Origin of the sequence: Enterobacter cloacae complex sp. 372C4, from assembly GCF_050030615.1 — a bacterium.
In the GTDB taxonomy this organism is placed as follows: domain Bacteria; phylum Pseudomonadota; class Gammaproteobacteria; order Enterobacterales; family Enterobacteriaceae; genus Enterobacter; species Enterobacter intestinihominis.
This window is the reverse complement of the sequence record NZ_JBLGUQ010000002.1, coordinates 112,438-127,422: the sequence shown is the minus strand read 5'-3', so window position 1 is coordinate 127,422 and position 14,985 is coordinate 112,438. Positions and strand designations below refer to the sequence as shown.

Here is a 14,985-nt window from a genome sequence, read left to right as displayed (position 1 = left end):
TTAATCCATACCCAGATCGATGTCTTTGCCTTCGCGCAGCAGGTCATACACCATATCAACCAATGCGGTCATGCCCTGACGGTCAGACTTGAGCACCTGGGTTGCCAGCTTCTGATGACTGGACAAAGCACGAACAACCGCTTGCTGAACAGCACCGGGGAGGTTGCCTTTCATAGCCTGCTCACGGGTGTTGCTTTCCACCTGAGCCATGACGACATCGCTTTCACCGGTAATCGCTGAAATCTGATTAACGAAAGCCACCTGATCCTGTATCGGCGTCGCCTCACCAAACAGGCTGTTGAGCCTCTCGATAATTTCTTTGACGAATTTAGGCTTGTCGCCTACCGCGCCACCACCGCCTGCACCTGCTGGTTGCAATACCGGGGTTTTGCCTTCGTCTTCTACGTCATCGGGTCGAGCATTGATGTCAAAGCCAGTAAGCACCAGGCCTGTCAAGTCCACGGTTTCCGGTGCTTCGTGCTGAAGGCGCTTTTGCAACAGCTTGGCGAAAGCGGCAAAGTTTTCCAACTCCGGGTCGCCAAAATCAATCAGTTGGGCGATATAGGAATAGGTACGGCAGAAGCGCCCCAGGTCCGACTTGAAGCCCATCAACGCCTTGATTTGCTCGGCATACTCATCCTGGTGGTGATCGGCAGACTTCATACCCGCCTCGTCACCCTTGGCGCGGGCCTTCTCAAACGCTGCTTCCCAGGTTGCCATGCCATCGCGCAACATTTTCAACTTGTCGTTATACAAGGCCGTCGCTCCAGCTGTAGCGGTATACAGCGCCTTGTGCTGTGGCGATTTAGTATGGGTGATGTCACGTATGGTCTTGAAGCGGGCTTCCTTGAACGCGGCCAAGTCCTTCTCGTCGTACAGGCCGTGCTCGTCCAGTCGCTCCTTGATCTCGTAGACCACATTGAGGTCTTGCACTTCGCTGATGTGAGCGCCCTTGTCATAGGTGGCAAAGGCCTTGCGCACGTTCTCCGGGTCGTTCACGAAGTCGATGATAAAGACTTCATCTTTCCCAGGCGCCGTCCGGTTCAGGCGGGCGAAGGTCTGCACAATCTCCACATGGTTGGCGATTTTCTTGTCCACATACATGGCGACCAGTTTGGGCTGGTCAAAGCCGGTCTGGAACTTGTCGGCCACCAACATTACCCGGTATTCTGGGCGGTCAAAGGCAAAGCGCAAATCCTGCCCGTGGACATCCGGGTTCATGCTCTGCTCGGTGAACTCCTCGTTCTCATCGACGATAAACACATCGTCCTTAAACTCGCTGTCATCCTGGTGCATCACCTGCTTACCGGTCATCTTGCCGGAGAAGGCCACCAGTGAATGAATAAAGCCGTACTCGCTGTGCTGCTCGATATAGCGGTCAAACGCCTTCTTGTAGCGAATGGCAGCGGCACGGGAGCTGGTCACGACCATCGCCTTGGCCTTGCCATCCAGCCGGTGGGCGACGTTCTTGGTGAAGTGCTCAACGATAAACTGTACCTTCTGGGTCACATTGGTGGGGTGCAATGACATCCACTGTGCCAGGGCGCGTTTGGCGGCCTTGCCGCTTACCCGCTTGCTGTCTTCAAGCTGCTTGGAAAGGTTGAAGGCTGTTTTGTAGGGTACATAGCCGTTCAACACATCGAGAATGAATTTCTCCTCAATGGCCTGGCGCATGGTGTACAGGTGGAAGGCTTGCGGCGGGTTATCGTCCGAGATCGGTTGGCTTGGATCTGTCGGGCGACCGAACAGCATCAAAGTGGAGTGTTTGGGCGTGCCGGTAAAGGCGAAGTAGCTGATATTGTCCGGGCGGGCGCGGGACTTTTGCAGTTGCTCCAGCAGTTCATCCACCGTCATGGTGGACATCTTGCCTTGTCCGCTCATCCCCAGCGCGGCTTGCAGCTTAGCGGCGGTAGAGCCTGTCTGCGAGTTATGCGCCTCATCAATGATCACAGCAAAGTTTTTCCCTTTCAGGGCCTTGTCAGTGATGATGGCTTCCATCGCGTAGGGGAAGGTCTGGATCGTGACCACCACAATCGGCGTGCCAGACAACAAGGCTTCCGAGAGCTGCTTGCTCTTGGACTTGGATGACTTTTGCCGGTCAATGGCGGCGATCACCCCAAACTGATGGTCAATCTGTTTCACCGCGTCCTGAAGCTGGCCGTCCAGCACATTACGGTCGGTTACAATGATCACGCTGTTAAATACCGCGTCGCCGTTATCTTCGCGCAGTTTCACCAAGTCATGAGCCGTCCAGGAAATGGTGCTGGTCTTGCCGGAACCGGCGCTGTGGTCACACAGGTAGGTCATGCCTGCGCCGTTTTCGCGGGCATCGGCCAGCATCTGGTTCACTGCCGTCCATTGGTGGAAGCGCGGGAAAATCAGAGTTTCTTTCTTCGACCAGTTGCCCTGAATATCCACCACGTCCTTTTTCTCGACGTAGACAAAACTATGGAAAATCCGCAGCCAGGCATCCGGCTGGCAGACCGCCTCCCAGAAGTAGGCTACCGGGTATTCCTGGGTACCATCGGCCTTAATTTCACCTGGCGGGTTACCCGCATGTACCGTGCCGCTTTCGTCCTTTCGCCCCTTATTGAACGGCAGGAAAAAGGTGTTTTCTCCATCCAGCTTGGTCGCCATCATGATTTCAGAGTCGGACATGGCGAAATGCACCACCGCCCCGCGCTTGAAGGTCAGCAATGGCTCCCGGCGTTTGGTCTTGGCGTCATACGGCAGACGATCATTGCGGTACTGATCCATGGCCGCTTCGCAGGACTGGGTGAAGTCGGTCTTCAGTTCGACGGTTGCCACCGGCAGACCGTTGATAAACAGCACCAGATCAATGGCAAATTCACGGGCCGGGTGATACTTCAGTTCCGGCACCACGCGCAGGATATTGGCCTGGTAACGCTCAATGACTGCTGCATTGCGCTTGTCTTCCGGTGCGGCCTCGGTCATCTCGATCAGGCCGCAACCGGCAATGGAAAAACCCTGGCGCAACACCTGCATGGTGCCTTGTTTCTCCAGTGCTTTATCCAGGCGATCCATCAGCACTTCAAGGGTTTTGGCCCCGTTGAGCCGTTCCAGCTTGTCCCATTTTTCCTGCTGGCCGCTGGTTTTAATCCAGCTTTCCAGGTCTTCGGGGTACACCGCCCGCTCGGTGTCGTAGAACTTGGAATCACCCAGCTTCCAGCCCTGCTCTACCAACCGGTCGATGATGTATTGCTGGAAGTGTTTTTCCTGATGTGCTGCTGATTGCATTTATTGTTTTCCTCGCAAATCAATCTGGCCTGTGACAGCGGCGGTGATAAAGGCGGCGCGGCGTTCTTTGAGCAGGATGATACTTTGTTCCGACTTGCTAATCAGAGCATCAATGCGGGCGGTTTCAAGGTCGAGGGTGGCTAGAATGGCATCTTGCTCCTTCAGATCTGGAAGAGGTAGACGAGTGTTCGCTACATATTCATGCTCTAAGCTTTCAACAGTAGCTCCTTCTTTTGCCCATATCCCAAGCAACGAGCGGTTAAGCCCCTGTACCCACCGAAGTATAAACCGGGGTCTAACCCTAGTTTCATCAAGGCTCAATGCTTTCATGTCCTGATTTAAGCTAACAGGAACATTATTGATCCCAACCGGTATCGTGTGACGAAGAATACCTGATCTAGCAACCAGCAACACCGCTCCCGAGTCAATCAGTTTCGTGGCACTATTTTCCAGTCCTTTGGTAGTTATATGATCTATAGAATCGGTAATCACCTCATGTTTCATATCCTTTGGAGAGACCCAAGGGATGCAGCCGTTCCAATAGTCTGGATTTTCTTTTGATGGCGTACCACCACCAGAGAATGCAGCAACATGCTTTAGTTTTGTCGCCTCCCAGTGCTCCGGCACCTGCCCAATCCACTCAATGCCGGAGTCCTTCATCTTGGCGTTGCGGTCTAGTCCCTTGGTGACAGCATGGGTAATCAGCGCCTGGCGCTTTTCCTTCAGTAGCTCGATAAAGCGGGTTTTCTTCTCGATAAGCGCATCAATGCGGGCGGTTTCGCGGTCGAGGGAGGTTAGTATTTTCGCTTGCTCAGGCTGATCTGGGTATACAACTTCAATTGAACCGATATGCCCCCAATCTGCACGAGGCATTTTCGCTCCCTCGCATCCTGACTCTATTTGATGCGTTACATCAGGAGTTAAAAGCCATTCTTGCAGCCATCTGGGTTCTGTTTTTTCAGCCCTCAGAACCAAAAATTCTGTTGAGCAGCACCCTGCCATCTCTGAAATAATGGCTTTTCGCAAATATGGACGCAGCTTACCGTACAGGACATCCCCTTCATAAAAGATGCCTACAGTTGAATCTTCTGATTGACGGGAGCTTCCATTCGTTGGCTTGTACTGCCCTGATCCTGCTTCTACATCCTCAAGTCCGATATAAATGGTATCAGTAGATACATCATTTCGTCGTTCATTGCGCAATGACGCCAGTCGCTTGACTCTCGCTACCTTCCAATGCTCCGGCACCTGCCCAATCCACTCAATACCGGAATCCTTATATGCGGGATATGCTCTGTACTGGCTCATTCGCTGGCCACCTCCGCCAGTAGCGCGGCAATCTCGGCTTCTACTTGCTTCAGGTCTTCATCAATATCTTGCAGCTTGCGCGGCGGCTGGTACTGGTAGAAGAAGCGGTTGAAGTTGATCTCATAGCCAACGCGGCCCAATTGACCATCCCTGGCATCGGTAAAACTCTCATCCAGCCAGGCATCCGGCACATGAGGAAGCACTTCGCGAGCAAAGTAGTCGTCGATGTCATCCAGATAGGGGACGTTCTCGTAATCAGTTAAATCTGTGTCTGGCACCAGCTCGCCGTTGGAATCCGTGACTGGCTCGGCTTTCGGGTCTTTGTGACCAAAGGCGTTGATCAGCGCGGTGATCAATGTTTTGCTGGATTTGACCTTGAGCTGCTTAGCTTCGTCGGACTTGATCGAGTTCTTAACAAAGGTTTCTGCCCAGCTATAGGGCTGCGTTTGCCCGATCAGCGGCTTGAGGGCTTCACGCCAGAATGTCTGATGCGCATCAGAGAGCTTTTCCCAGGCAGCTTCGGCTTCCAGCCGATCCATGCCCACCTTATCCAGCTCCAGGGTCATGCGCAGCGGGCGCAGAACCCTGATACGACGGTAGCCAAAGGTACGGTAGTCAAGCATCCGGGAAAGCGCTCCGCTTTCGCCTGTGGCGTAGATGTCCAGAATCTGGCGGCGCTGCTCATCGCTGACAATACGGCGTTTGTTGCCCTCGTTGCGGATTGAAGTCCAAAGGTCGGTGGCGTTAATCAACTGCACCTTGCCTTTGCGCTCCTGCGGCTTCTTGTTGGACAGAATCCACAGGTAGGTGGCGATATTGGTTCGGAAGAACAGCTCCGTTGGCAGAGCTACAATGGCTTCAATCAGGTCGTCTTCCAGCAACCAACGGCGTATTTCCGATTCGCCAGACGCGGCACCGCCGTTAAACAGTGGCGAACCCGACAGCACGATAGCGGCGCGGCCACCGCCGTTGATCGGCAGTTCTAGCTTGCTCGCCAGGTGCATCAAAAACAGCATGGAGCCATCGCTAATTTTCGGCAGGCCCGGCCCAAAACGGCCCAACTCACCTTTTTTGTGTTCTGCTTCGACGGCGGTTTTGTCCTTCTCCCATTTCTTGCCGAAAGGCGGATTGGACAGGCAGTAGTGGAAACGCTCACCGGCAAACTGGTCGTTGGACAGCGTGCTGCCCTGACGAATGTTCTTCGATAGATCTCGGCCGGGGTCGGACTCCAAACGGCGGATCAGCATACCGGCTACACAAACCGCATGGGTTTCCGGCTCCAACTCCTGCCCGTGCGGCACCAGCACTGGCGGGATCTTGTCGCGGTTACCGTAGTCGCCCACATGGTTCATGGCATCGGTGAGGAAGCCACCCGTACCACAGGTCGGGTCATACAGAGTTCGAATCAAACCGGGGCTGGCCTCAAACAGGGCATCATCCGGGTCAAGCAGCAATGCGGTCGCCAGGTGAACGATGTCACGCGGCGTCATGAAGTCCTCGGCCCCTTCATTTACCTCGGCACCAAAGCGGCGAATCAGGTGTTCGTAGATGTTACTCATCACCCGATCCGGCACCACGTCCGGGTGCAGGTCGATCTTGGCAAAGTTCTGGCAAATCTTGTACAGCAAGCCCGCTTTCTCCAGCCGGATCACCGTATTGCCAAACTCAAACTCCTCGAAGATAGCGCGGGCGTTATCCGAAAACAGGGCGATGTAGTCTTCCAGATTGCGGCGCGTCTTGGTGCTACCCAGGGTGCCAAGGGAGTATTCAGAGGTGTTGTAGAAGGGGTATTCAGCGGTTGAGCGCAGAATGGTATCCAGCTCAACATCGGCATCCTTGAAAGCGTCATGCGCTTCTCTCACCGCCTCGCGAGTCGGCTCCAGCGCACACTCCAGGCGGCGCAGCAAGGTAAACGGCAAAATGATCTTGCCAAAGTCCGTATGCTTGAAGTCCCCCCACAGGTCTTCCGCGTTCTTCCAAATAAAGTCAGCCTGTGAAGCTGCCGATCCCGTAAATTCGTTCATTCTTGACTCCAACCACCTTTTGCACAGAACGGTACTGTAGTCAATCTGCGAATGTCAACCAGATTTTGCACAAAAGGGGATGGATTTCAATTCCTAGCTAAATCTGCGATTCTACCTCAGAATGCAAATAGCCATAAAAAGATCCGAACTTTGTTGGTTCAATGTGCCAGGGTATTCATACAAAAACTGGAACACCAGTCTGGCAAATTGGCCGATTGGGTCAGGGATTTACTGTGCCGGAAAAGCAACTTTGTCGTCACTTGTGCTCTGGCAAACAAGCTGGCCAGAATAGCCTGGGCCCTAACGGCACGACAGCAAACTTATGTAGCATAACGGCAGAAATACACCGGTTTAAAGAATTACTGATCTGGTTTTGCGAATACTGATATTGATGATACTAACGGCCCACCGGCCTGTTGAGGAACCTGTAAAACGGAAAGGCTCATTGAAGCCGTATATTTTCTGGAGGTTCATCAGGCGCGGAACTCATCAAGGCGCGGGAATAAAATCCCATTCAGACGCCGGATAGATTCAAGCAAGCCAACTTGTCGTCAAAATCGGTGTTGCAAAAACGGGAGTGACCATAGATTCCGTTTTCTGAGACGACCCCAAACAGGTGTCGGGAAATTTCGTTGAGATATTTTGAAGGAATCACAGTGTAAGCAGGCGCTTTTTCAGGGAGGCGCGTTCTTGCGGGTTGCGTCCCTTGTGATTGGCGATGCGATCCGCCGTGGCGGCCTGGCGCTTGACGGGCCAGTAGGAGCGGCCATCCTTGCCCATCGACCAGACGCTGCTGGCCTGGTTTTCCAGCAGGGGCAGATGGGCGCTCAGGGCTTCGGGCGACGCGCTGGTCAGCGCCGTGCGCTCACGGGTGCGCCAGCGCTGATGCCAGAGCTTCTTGTCCTCGCGCTCGCTGCCGCAGGTCGTGTGCCCGACGATGGGTGTTTTGCGGCGGCTGCGGCTCATAACGTAGTGGTCTCCAAGAACATTCAGGACTGATCCCAGGCGTCGATGGTCAAGACCTGATCGGCAGGACAGGCGGCTACGCGGTCGGGAACTGGATGGTGTTCAGTCTCATGCCGACCCCATTCGATTGATCGCGTCGCTTGCGGCACGCTGCGACGCAAGGAGGTTTGCGACCTGGTTTAGCAGCCGTGTCCGCTGCATGTCTGTTACCTATCTCCCCGACCGCTCATTGGACCAACTCCAGAGATTGGGCTCTATCGCTCAGCCAATACGAAACCGGCATTGGCTGATGCCACAACCGAGACTAACACAAATGGCTCGGTACCTGTATTTCGCGCCCCGTGCACTTGGCCCGGTCTTGCCACGGCTATCTCACCTTCCCTGAGGGCACGAACAATCCCATTGCCCTGAAAGTAATCAGCCATTCCCGACAAAACAGTCCACGTGTCTTGGCCGTGAGGATGAATGTGAGCCGCAATTTCCTGCCCGGGATGGACATGCCAAACCACGATAATTGAGTCTCGGGTTTCAAGCACAACGGAACGAATAGGCTCGCCTTCGGACGGCTGAACATACTCGGCTACAGAAAATATTCTCGATTCAACAGTCATCGGAGATCCCTCTTTCACAGTTGTCGTTACGGTCTTCATCGTCGGCATCCTGACGCACGGCGGGCAATTGCTGGAGCAACGCCGGCAGCCATTCCTGTACCGTCTCCCACACCACATCGAGGTTGATGTCGAAATAGCCGTGAGCCATGCGATTACGCATATTGCGCATGCTGCGCCACGGCACGTCGGCATGCGCCTGGGTGAACTCGACGTAGCCATCCATCACCTTTGTGGCCGCCTCGCCGATGACGATCAGGCTCATGATGACGGCCTGCTGGGTGCGCTTGTCGGCCAAGAAGTCGTCCTTGGCCATCCCTTCCACGAAGCTGCGCGCATCGGTTGCGGCCTGCTGAATGTGGTCGAGGTAATCGGGCAGGCGGTTCTCGCTCATATCGGTTGCGCCTCCGCGAGCACCTTGGCCCGGAACTTCGGCGGCAGGTCGCCGGGAGTCAGCAGATCGACGTCAACGCCGAGCAGCGATTTCAGTTCTTCTTCCAAATCGCCCAAGTCCAACAACGTGGCACCGGGCAGCGCATCGACCAACAGGTCGAGGTCGCTGCCATCCCGGTCGGTGCCATGCAGCACCGAGCCGAAGACGCGCGGGTTCGCGGCGCGAAAGCGGCCTACCGCTTCACGCACTGCGCTTCGCTTCATGTCAAGCACAACAGACGGTCGCATGCGCATCCTTTCTTATCGAAACTCGTTGAGATGATATGCAATCAAGAATAGAATTTCAAGAACTTGTATGGGTCCACCACATATTGCAATTTTTACTCTCACGTAAAATATAGTCCACTGGCGTCATCAGTTCGAGTGATTTATGTGGCACTGTTGCAAAGTTAGCGATGAGGCAGCGTTTTGTCTTATTCAAAGGCCTTACATTTCAAAAACTCTGCTTACCAGGCGCATTTCGCCCAGGGGATCACCATAATAAAATGCTGAGGCCTGGCCTTTGCGTAGTGCACGCATCACCTCAATACCTTTGATGGTGGCGTAAGCCGTCTTCATGGATTTAAATCCCAGCGTGGCGCCGATTATCCGTTTCAGTTTGCCATGATCGCATTCAATCACGTTGTTCCGGTACTTAATCTGTCGGTGTTCAACGTCAGACGGGCACCGGCCTTCGCGTTTGAGCAGAGCAAGCGCGCGACCATAGGCGGGCGCTTTATCCGTGTTGATGAATCGCGGGATCTGCCACTTCTTCACGTTGTTGAGGATTTTACCCAGAAACCGGTATGCAGCTTTGCTGTTACGACGGGAGGAGAGATAAAAATCGACAGTGCGGCCCCGGCTGTCGACGGCCCGGTACAGATACGCCCAGCGGCCATTGACCTTCACGTAGGTTTCATCCATGTGCCACGGGCAAAGATCGGAAGGGTTACGCCAGTACCAGCGCAGCCGTTTTTCCATTTCAGGCGCATAACGCTGAACCCAGCGGTAAATCGTGGAGTGATCGACATTCACTCCGCGTTCAGCCAGCATCTCCTGCAGCTCACGGTAACTGATGCCGTATTTGCAGTACCAGCGTACGGCCCACAGAATGATGTCACGCTGAAAATGCCGGCCTTTGAATGGGTTCATGTGCAGCTCCATCAGCAAAAGGGGATGATAAGTTTATCACCACCGACTATTTGCAACAGTGCCTGGCACTTTGGCATGAAGGCCCACATTGGTGTCGATGCCAAGAGTGGCCTGACCCACAGCCTGGTCACCACCGCGGCCAACGAGCATGACCTCAATCAGCTGGGTAATCTGCTTCATGGAGAGGAGCAATTTGTCTCAGCCGATGCCGGCTACCAAGGAGCGCCACAGCGCGAGGAGCTGGCCGAGGTGGATGTGGACTGGCTGATCGCCGAGCGTCCCGGCAGGGTAAAAACCTTGAAGCAGCATCCGCGCAAGAACAAAACGGCCATCAACATCGAATACATGAAAGCCAGCATCCGTGCCAGGGTGGAGCACCCGTTTCGCATCATCAAGCGGCAGTTCGGCTTCGTGAAAGCCAGATACAAGGGGCTGCTGAAAAACGATAACCAACTGGCGATGTTATTCACCCTGGCCAACCTGTTTCGGGTGGACCAAATGATACGTCAGTGGGAGAGATCTCAGTAAAAACCGGAAATAACGCCAGAAATGGTGGAAAAAATAGCCTAAATAGGCTGATTCGATGTGTTTGCGGGAAAAAAATCGGCCCAGATCCGCGAAATTTTAATCAGCGAGTCAGCTTGGGAAGAAATGACCTGCTTATTCGCACCTTCCCTAGAGTGCAATATGGTGTGCCTGAATATAAAACTGGCTCAATACATACTTAAAAGTGGTAGTCGTTAGAACTAGACTGTTAATGATACAATTCTCCTGTTATTTTATTTTTATAAAAGGTCTCAAATATGCTCAAAAACAGATTTTCTTTATTGTGTCTTGCTGTGGCATCGTCACTTACTCTTACTGCTTGCGATGTAGTTGATGCTGCCTATGACGAGACTTTAAATGATAATGCACCCGAAATTGTAATAGCTGGAGGATTCAAAATTGATATCCAAGGTAATGCAGTTCCGGTTGAGGGATATGATAATTGCTCTTTGAATACTCTTCAGGGAAGCGTTGATACGGATAAATCAAATTGTATTGTTCTGGATAGAACACGTAAAAAAGTACCGGTTCTAGTTCATTTGTCATCCGGTCCCGTCAAAGAAGAATGGAAGATCGAGCACCAGGTTGAAAAAACCAAATCCGGCAAAAATTTCATCCAAACTCGTATGATTAGACCTGACGGTAACTTTGTAGTGCCTGCATCCTCAGAACGAGGGATCTTTAGTGGCAAACATTACAGTCAAGCCAGCTAAGTCAAGTCTATCCGTTCAAACAGAAAAAGGTTTCTTAAAAATGACGTTATCCGCTGCATTGCAAGGCACTTTTAAAGAGATGAGGAAAGACAATACAGTAGGCATCACAGTTCAAACTTGTTCAGATATTTTTGACAGCAATGTTCCTCCGGCTTATGTTTTCTGGCTTTATCGTCTCAAAGCGGGAGAAACTTTGCCGCGCGGAAGGTTCTTCAGAAAAAGAAAGCCAATCATCAATGTTATGGCAGTTGTTCATGATGCTGCATTCGAAAAATAACTGCGCTATCAGGAAAGTTACTTTTATGAACGTAATTGCAGCTGGAATTTTTTGCTTTATTTTTTACCCTACAGCTTTCGCTTATGCTTGTTATAAAAAGAGATGGCTAGAGTGGATTTTTCTTACTTTAATTATAATTTTTGCTTCTGCCATTTCGATTCAACAATACAATGAAGCGAATTTTGTAAGTGAGTTAAATTACCCTATGTTTATCTCCGCCATATATGGCCTGTCACTGGCATGGTTTCCTTTTCCGATTGCTTATGTTGTTCTGCGCTTCCTTCTTGATGATTTACAGCATGAGTACCCTAAACAGTGAGCAGATTTTAAGACTCATGAACAACATCGAAAGCACGAAACAGTCTGCACAAGGAAGATAAGGAGTATTCTTAGCAAGATATCTTTGTACCTGAAGACATAAAGCTGGCATCTTTTTCCTTATAGAGTGTATTATGATTAAGTAAATCCTTATCAAAGAATTAGAAAGTGAGGTCGTATGTCTGAAGCACTCAAATCGTTAAACAATATTCGTACTCTTCGCGCCCAGGGCCGCGAGCTGCCTTTAGAAGTACTTGAGGAAATCCTCGAAAAGCTTAATGTCATTGTTGATGAGCGTCGTCAGGAAGAATCATCCAAAGCTGCCGAACTGCAAGCTCGTCAGGAGAAACTTGACGCCCTGCGTAAGTTAATGGAAGAAGATGGTATCAACCCGGAAGAGCTGCTTGGCTCATTCCAGGCCAAATCTACGGCTACCAAGAAAAGCCGTGAACCACGCCCGGCCAAATACTCATTTACTGATGAAAATGGCGAAACAAAAACGTGGACTGGACAGGGCCGTACCCCCAAAGCTCTGGCAGAACAAATTGCAGCCGGTAAAAGTCTTGATGATTTCCTGATCTAACTTTTGCCACCAGTTTTGATAGAGGCCACTTCGGTGGCCTTTTCTCATACGGAATCAATTTCAGGTACAGAACATATGAAAAATTCAGAACCTAAGAGCTGTGATCCCTATGTGGACAGTTTGATTAGAAATGCAGATGCAAAGGAAGCCAGGTCATTTCTCAAAATATTGAAGCCCTTACCATTCCTTATCGTTATCATCGCTGTATTCTTTTTTTGGGTATCGTTTTCCCGTTTATTATCCCAGGTCGCGTAAAACCTTTTTAAAGACTCTTCTTTACCAGATATGCTCCCTCACCGGGATGGTTTCAACCTCTTCAGTTTCCCATATTGGCAAAACCTTCAGGAAATAAGACGATACCCTCCACGCTTTCCATTAAAGCGGGATGACGACGCCCAGTTCTTACGACCAGACTCCACGTTTTCGATTAGGATGCCTTTGGGCCCTTCTAACGAGGCCACCTCAACAACTCGCACTTTCCGGATCAGTCTTGGATCCACTTCTTCCCAGATCTGGCCAACTGTAATATCTTTTTGGGTTTGCATTTAATCTCTCGCTGTCATTTAGTGAACAAGACTAATCCTCGCCGTGGTTCAGCTTATGGCTTTATTTACGCTGACGATCCTTAGCCTTAAATTTTTGCCATCGTATCCGAAGGTTTTCGATGTTAACCGGAACCTGCATGCGTGTCGTCTCTATCTCATTCCCATGCCATTTCAGGAGATCATCATCCAACTCCCGGGCCTCCCGGCTGAAGTAAATTTTCATAGTGTCAGGGTTTATGGCGCAATGGTCATTGTCGAACAGTGTATGGATATCACGGCGAAGTAAAATTCCGTTCGTTACGTCGGGAATGCCTTCTTCATGACGTGGCGTTAAGTGCGCGGCCTCAGTACGCCAGGGGGACCTTACGCCGGTGACAACACATCGCCCGTAGCAATTCAACCTAACATCCCGGGCGAAAGGACCTTGGTCAGGACTGGTGACAGAAGTACATTCCTGGCCCTCTTTGTAGATACGCTTCGGGAAGTCGATAGTGGTTTGAGCTGTTTGGGAAAGTGACACATACGTAACCCCTTTGTATCTCTTTATCCCACCATTAAAAGTGGTAGGAATCGAGCTGGTTATGGCCACCAGTTTCACATCGCCCATTTCGACGATCTTAAGGCTCTTATTAGCGGCTACATGTAACTGGATGAATTTACCTACGTACACATCATGGTTCTCATCTTGTCTTTCAACACACAGAACGACATGGTCGAAGGTTCTCTTGTCAGAGATTACCCAGTTGCCGGTTTTCACACGGCCTGCTTCACTCACCCCTGCGGTAAGATCGGGTATGAGCGTCCCCTGCATGCCGTCAGTTCGAATTGAAAGAATTTCACCCGATAAACCCAGCTCTGCAAGCTCACTAATAAACGGTCTTTTCATCCGGCTTACCGGTTTTGGCTTCGTCATTTTCATCTTTGCTGTAACACCTCAGTACCCCATTGCTCGTTCCTGGCGGGACAGCCGTTCATCAGCAGCCTGAAGACGCTCATCACGCCGCCGTGCTGCCAGAACCCGTCGTTCTGAAAAAGACATAGCCGCTACGTTTGGTACGCTGAGCTTACCGTCACCGGCACAAACGTCACAGCGAACATCAAATGCTCCGGCAAAATACTTTTCACGCATTTCTGGCTCCCACTCAGCCATTTCTGATTGGGTGAATCCATTTTCAAAGGCCGGGTTTTCCATGGTCCCGTGGCCTTCGCACTGGTGACAGATTATGTACTTAAATTTGCGCATGTAACGCTCCTGTATATGATGGATGAACCACTCTCGTTCAGGGTTATGGCGAAATGTTTATCGCCGCAGCGAGAGATTCAGTCTTGCTATCAATATTCCTGAAGGTTGTCCGCCTGATTTCAGGGAAAGCATTCATTCACTGGCCGGTTCTACCTTATTATTCATACAGATTAAAGTAGTTGTGCCTACTACTGCGGTCACCTTCCTTGACAAAGTAAGCAAAGTTTGAAAAATTTAACACCGACGAAAGGCCATACCTTCGTTAGTGTGCGAAAGCCGCTTGCGAGCGACGGAATAGGTGAAAGCTTTAGTCAGGGTTAATTACCCTGTCTGCGGTGATGGGATGGCTCAGGCGTATATCATCACTCCTTCCAAAGTCCGTACACACTCTTTCAGCCTTTGCAGAAATGCAGGGGCTGTTTCATATCAGACAAGCGCAATGAAATTTTCAAATGCTTTCCAGAAATTCAAAGGCCTTAAGCTTTATCTGTATCTTACGGTCCCCGCACGGAAAGTAACTTTCCTGAACAGGAACCGCCTTGCCAGCCTTAACTTTCTAAACGGTTAAAGTTACACCAGGCTGTAAATGGTGAAACAGTTTTTGAAGCCCATGAAACACCGCTGTCGGAAAGATAACTAGCCCCAAGACGTCTAACTTCTTTTTGATGTAGAGCTAATTCTTTCGGATCGGCAATATCTTCCACCACGCTCATCATGGCAATCTGAACTCCGGGAGATGCCATTTTATAAGCTGTCGAGCTTGCAACTGAATTTTTCAGGATTGCCAATCTTTCTTTTTCTGGTCGCCCGTTGTCAGACGTATTCGCGTACGTTGTACCCGCAACTAACAATGGAAGACTGGCGTTGGCACAGAACTGCATAACGCGTTTTTGCTGGAGCTGTAATTCAGTGGCTGCAAATGCTTTACTGCATCCGAGGATCCCGATAATCATCACTAATGCTGTTTTATACATAAAATTGAAACCGTCCTTATTGAACTTTAAATGTTGCG

Annotated in this window: 17 protein-coding genes and 1 pseudogene; 7 read left to right on the top strand and 11 right to left on the bottom strand. The window is 51.1% G+C overall.

The genetic code is table 11. The features are described 5' to 3' along the window. From ACQG11_RS23725 to ACQG11_RS23715, 3 genes are read right to left on the bottom strand one after another with little or no spacing between them, the layout of a single operon-like run. A complete protein-coding gene (locus ACQG11_RS23725) occupies nt 1-3,258 on the bottom strand; it encodes a type I restriction endonuclease subunit R (RefSeq protein ID WP_045337254.1) in 3,258 nt (1,085 codons plus the stop codon). Next, complete coding sequence (locus ACQG11_RS23720; protein WP_045337252.1) at nt 3,259-4,566, bottom strand: restriction endonuclease subunit S; 1,308 nt, start codon at nt 4,564-4,566, stop codon at nt 3,259-3,261. It abuts the gene before it with no gap. After that, nucleotides 4,563-6,590, bottom strand: coding sequence for a type I restriction-modification system subunit M (locus ACQG11_RS23715; protein ID WP_045358028.1), 2,028 nt, complete (start codon nt 6,588-6,590; stop codon nt 4,563-4,565). Before ACQG11_RS23715 ends, ACQG11_RS23720 begins: the two co-directional genes overlap by 4 nt. Before the next feature lie 132 nt (nt 6,591-6,722). On the opposite strand from ACQG11_RS23715, the pseudogene ACQG11_RS23710 reads away from it, so the two are divergent. After that, nucleotides 6,723-6,923 (top strand): annotated as a pseudogene (locus ACQG11_RS23710) (IS110 family transposase); the annotation flags it as partial. Between the two features lie 318 nt (nt 6,924-7,241). Here the strand turns inward: ACQG11_RS23710 and ACQG11_RS23705 are convergent. The 5 genes from ACQG11_RS23705 to ACQG11_RS23685 form a co-directional block, all read right to left on the bottom strand. After that, the gene (locus ACQG11_RS23705) at nt 7,242-7,556 is read right to left on the bottom strand and encodes a hypothetical protein (RefSeq protein ID WP_000091613.1); all 315 of its coding nucleotides are present in this window, start codon (nt 7,554-7,556) and stop codon (nt 7,242-7,244) included. Nucleotides 7,557-7,810: 254 nt separating this feature from the next. Beyond that, a complete protein-coding gene (locus ACQG11_RS23700) occupies nt 7,811-8,167 on the bottom strand; it encodes a cupin domain-containing protein (RefSeq protein WP_000215515.1) in 357 nt (118 codons plus the stop codon). Continuing rightward, entirely contained in the window at nt 8,157-8,558 is a 402-nt protein-coding gene (locus tag ACQG11_RS23695) for a HepT-like ribonuclease domain-containing protein (protein ID WP_001293886.1), read from the bottom strand. The genes ACQG11_RS23700 and ACQG11_RS23695 overlap by 11 nt, the downstream gene beginning before the upstream one ends. After that, nucleotides 8,555-8,845 (bottom strand): nucleotidyltransferase family protein, encoded by a 291-nt coding sequence (locus ACQG11_RS23690; RefSeq protein ID WP_001247892.1) that lies wholly within the window; start codon nt 8,843-8,845, stop codon nt 8,555-8,557. The genes ACQG11_RS23695 and ACQG11_RS23690 overlap by 4 nt, the downstream gene beginning before the upstream one ends. 198 nt (nt 8,846-9,043) lie before the next feature. Beyond that, on the bottom strand, nt 9,044-9,748 hold the full coding sequence (locus ACQG11_RS23685) for an IS6-like element IS26 family transposase (RefSeq protein WP_001067855.1): 705 nt from the start codon (nt 9,746-9,748) through the stop codon (nt 9,044-9,046). A gap of 24 nt (nt 9,749-9,772) precedes the next feature. On the opposite strand from ACQG11_RS23685, the gene ACQG11_RS23680 reads away from it, so the two are divergent. From ACQG11_RS23680 to ACQG11_RS23655, 6 genes are all read left to right on the top strand, one after another. Then, nucleotides 9,773-10,276, top strand: coding sequence for an IS5 family transposase (locus ACQG11_RS23680; RefSeq protein ID WP_259420315.1), 504 nt, complete (start codon nt 9,773-9,775; stop codon nt 10,274-10,276). Next, the gene (locus tag ACQG11_RS23675; RefSeq protein WP_306307795.1) at nt 10,258-10,476 is read left to right on the top strand and encodes a hypothetical protein; all 219 of its coding nucleotides are present in this window, start codon (nt 10,258-10,260) and stop codon (nt 10,474-10,476) included. Before ACQG11_RS23680 ends, ACQG11_RS23675 begins: the two co-directional genes overlap by 19 nt. Before the next feature lie 75 nt (nt 10,477-10,551). Next, nucleotides 10,552-11,007: a hypothetical protein gene (locus ACQG11_RS23670; RefSeq protein ID WP_000916941.1), complete on the top strand. Its 456-nt coding sequence runs from the start codon at nt 10,552-10,554 to the stop codon at nt 11,005-11,007. Further along, nucleotides 10,979-11,284 (top strand): hypothetical protein, encoded by a 306-nt coding sequence (locus ACQG11_RS23665; protein WP_223152485.1) that lies wholly within the window; start codon nt 10,979-10,981, stop codon nt 11,282-11,284. The genes ACQG11_RS23670 and ACQG11_RS23665 overlap by 29 nt, the downstream gene beginning before the upstream one ends. 25 nt (nt 11,285-11,309) lie before the next feature. Beyond that, complete coding sequence (locus ACQG11_RS23660; protein WP_001100635.1) at nt 11,310-11,603, top strand: hypothetical protein; 294 nt, start codon at nt 11,310-11,312, stop codon at nt 11,601-11,603. A 177-nt stretch (nt 11,604-11,780) separates the two neighbouring features. Continuing rightward, the gene (locus ACQG11_RS23655; RefSeq protein ID WP_001287391.1) at nt 11,781-12,185 is read left to right on the top strand and encodes an H-NS family nucleoid-associated regulatory protein; all 405 of its coding nucleotides are present in this window, start codon (nt 11,781-11,783) and stop codon (nt 12,183-12,185) included. Nucleotides 12,186-12,791: 606 nt separating this feature from the next. Here the strand turns inward: ACQG11_RS23655 and ACQG11_RS23650 are convergent. From ACQG11_RS23650 to ACQG11_RS23640, 3 genes are all read right to left on the bottom strand, one after another. After that, nucleotides 12,792-13,649 carry an HNH endonuclease signature motif containing protein gene (locus tag ACQG11_RS23650; protein ID WP_000784387.1) on the bottom strand — a complete coding sequence of 286 codons (858 nt, stop codon included), beginning with the start codon at nt 13,647-13,649 and terminating at the stop codon, nt 12,792-12,794. Nucleotides 13,650-13,664: 15 nt separating this feature from the next. Further along, nucleotides 13,665-13,973: a hypothetical protein gene (locus ACQG11_RS23645; RefSeq protein WP_001224686.1), complete on the bottom strand. Its 309-nt coding sequence runs from the start codon at nt 13,971-13,973 to the stop codon at nt 13,665-13,667. Between the two features lie 548 nt (nt 13,974-14,521). Further along, nucleotides 14,522-14,947, bottom strand: a complete 426-nt coding sequence (locus ACQG11_RS23640) for a hypothetical protein (RefSeq protein ID WP_000278471.1) — start codon at nt 14,945-14,947, stop codon at nt 14,522-14,524. Between the last annotated feature and the right edge of the window lie 38 nt (nt 14,948-14,985).

What these genes read in the sequence shown, in the direction of transcription:
- ACQG11_RS23725 (WP_045337254.1), bottom strand. Translation starts at nt 3,258, where the DNA reads ATGCAATCAGCAGCACATCAGGAAAAACACTTCCAGCAATACATCATC.
- ACQG11_RS23720 (WP_045337252.1), bottom strand. Translation starts at nt 4,566, where the DNA reads ATGAGCCAGTACAGAGCATATCCCGCATATAAGGATTCCGGTATTGAG.
- ACQG11_RS23715 (WP_045358028.1), bottom strand. Translation starts at nt 6,590, where the DNA reads ATGAACGAATTTACGGGATCGGCAGCTTCACAGGCTGACTTTATTTGG.
- ACQG11_RS23705 (WP_000091613.1), bottom strand. Translation starts at nt 7,556, where the DNA reads ATGAGCCGCAGCCGCCGCAAAACACCCATCGTCGGGCACACGACCTGC.
- ACQG11_RS23700 (WP_000215515.1), bottom strand. Translation starts at nt 8,167, where the DNA reads ATGACTGTTGAATCGAGAATATTTTCTGTAGCCGAGTATGTTCAGCCG.
- ACQG11_RS23695 (WP_001293886.1), bottom strand. Translation starts at nt 8,558, where the DNA reads ATGAGCGAGAACCGCCTGCCCGATTACCTCGACCACATTCAGCAGGCC.
- ACQG11_RS23690 (WP_001247892.1), bottom strand. Translation starts at nt 8,845, where the DNA reads ATGCGACCGTCTGTTGTGCTTGACATGAAGCGAAGCGCAGTGCGTGAA.
- ACQG11_RS23685 (WP_001067855.1), bottom strand. Translation starts at nt 9,748, where the DNA reads ATGAACCCATTCAAAGGCCGGCATTTTCAGCGTGACATCATTCTGTGG.
- ACQG11_RS23680 (WP_259420315.1), top strand. Translation starts at nt 9,773, where the DNA reads ATGATAAGTTTATCACCACCGACTATTTGCAACAGTGCCTGGCACTTT.
- ACQG11_RS23670 (WP_000916941.1), top strand. Translation starts at nt 10,552, where the DNA reads ATGCTCAAAAACAGATTTTCTTTATTGTGTCTTGCTGTGGCATCGTCA.
- ACQG11_RS23660 (WP_001100635.1), top strand. Translation starts at nt 11,310, where the DNA reads ATGAACGTAATTGCAGCTGGAATTTTTTGCTTTATTTTTTACCCTACA.
- ACQG11_RS23655 (WP_001287391.1), top strand. Translation starts at nt 11,781, where the DNA reads ATGTCTGAAGCACTCAAATCGTTAAACAATATTCGTACTCTTCGCGCC.
- ACQG11_RS23650 (WP_000784387.1), bottom strand. Translation starts at nt 13,649, where the DNA reads ATGAAAATGACGAAGCCAAAACCGGTAAGCCGGATGAAAAGACCGTTT.
- ACQG11_RS23645 (WP_001224686.1), bottom strand. Translation starts at nt 13,973, where the DNA reads ATGCGCAAATTTAAGTACATAATCTGTCACCAGTGCGAAGGCCACGGG.
- ACQG11_RS23640 (WP_000278471.1), bottom strand. Translation starts at nt 14,947, where the DNA reads ATGTATAAAACAGCATTAGTGATGATTATCGGGATCCTCGGATGCAGT.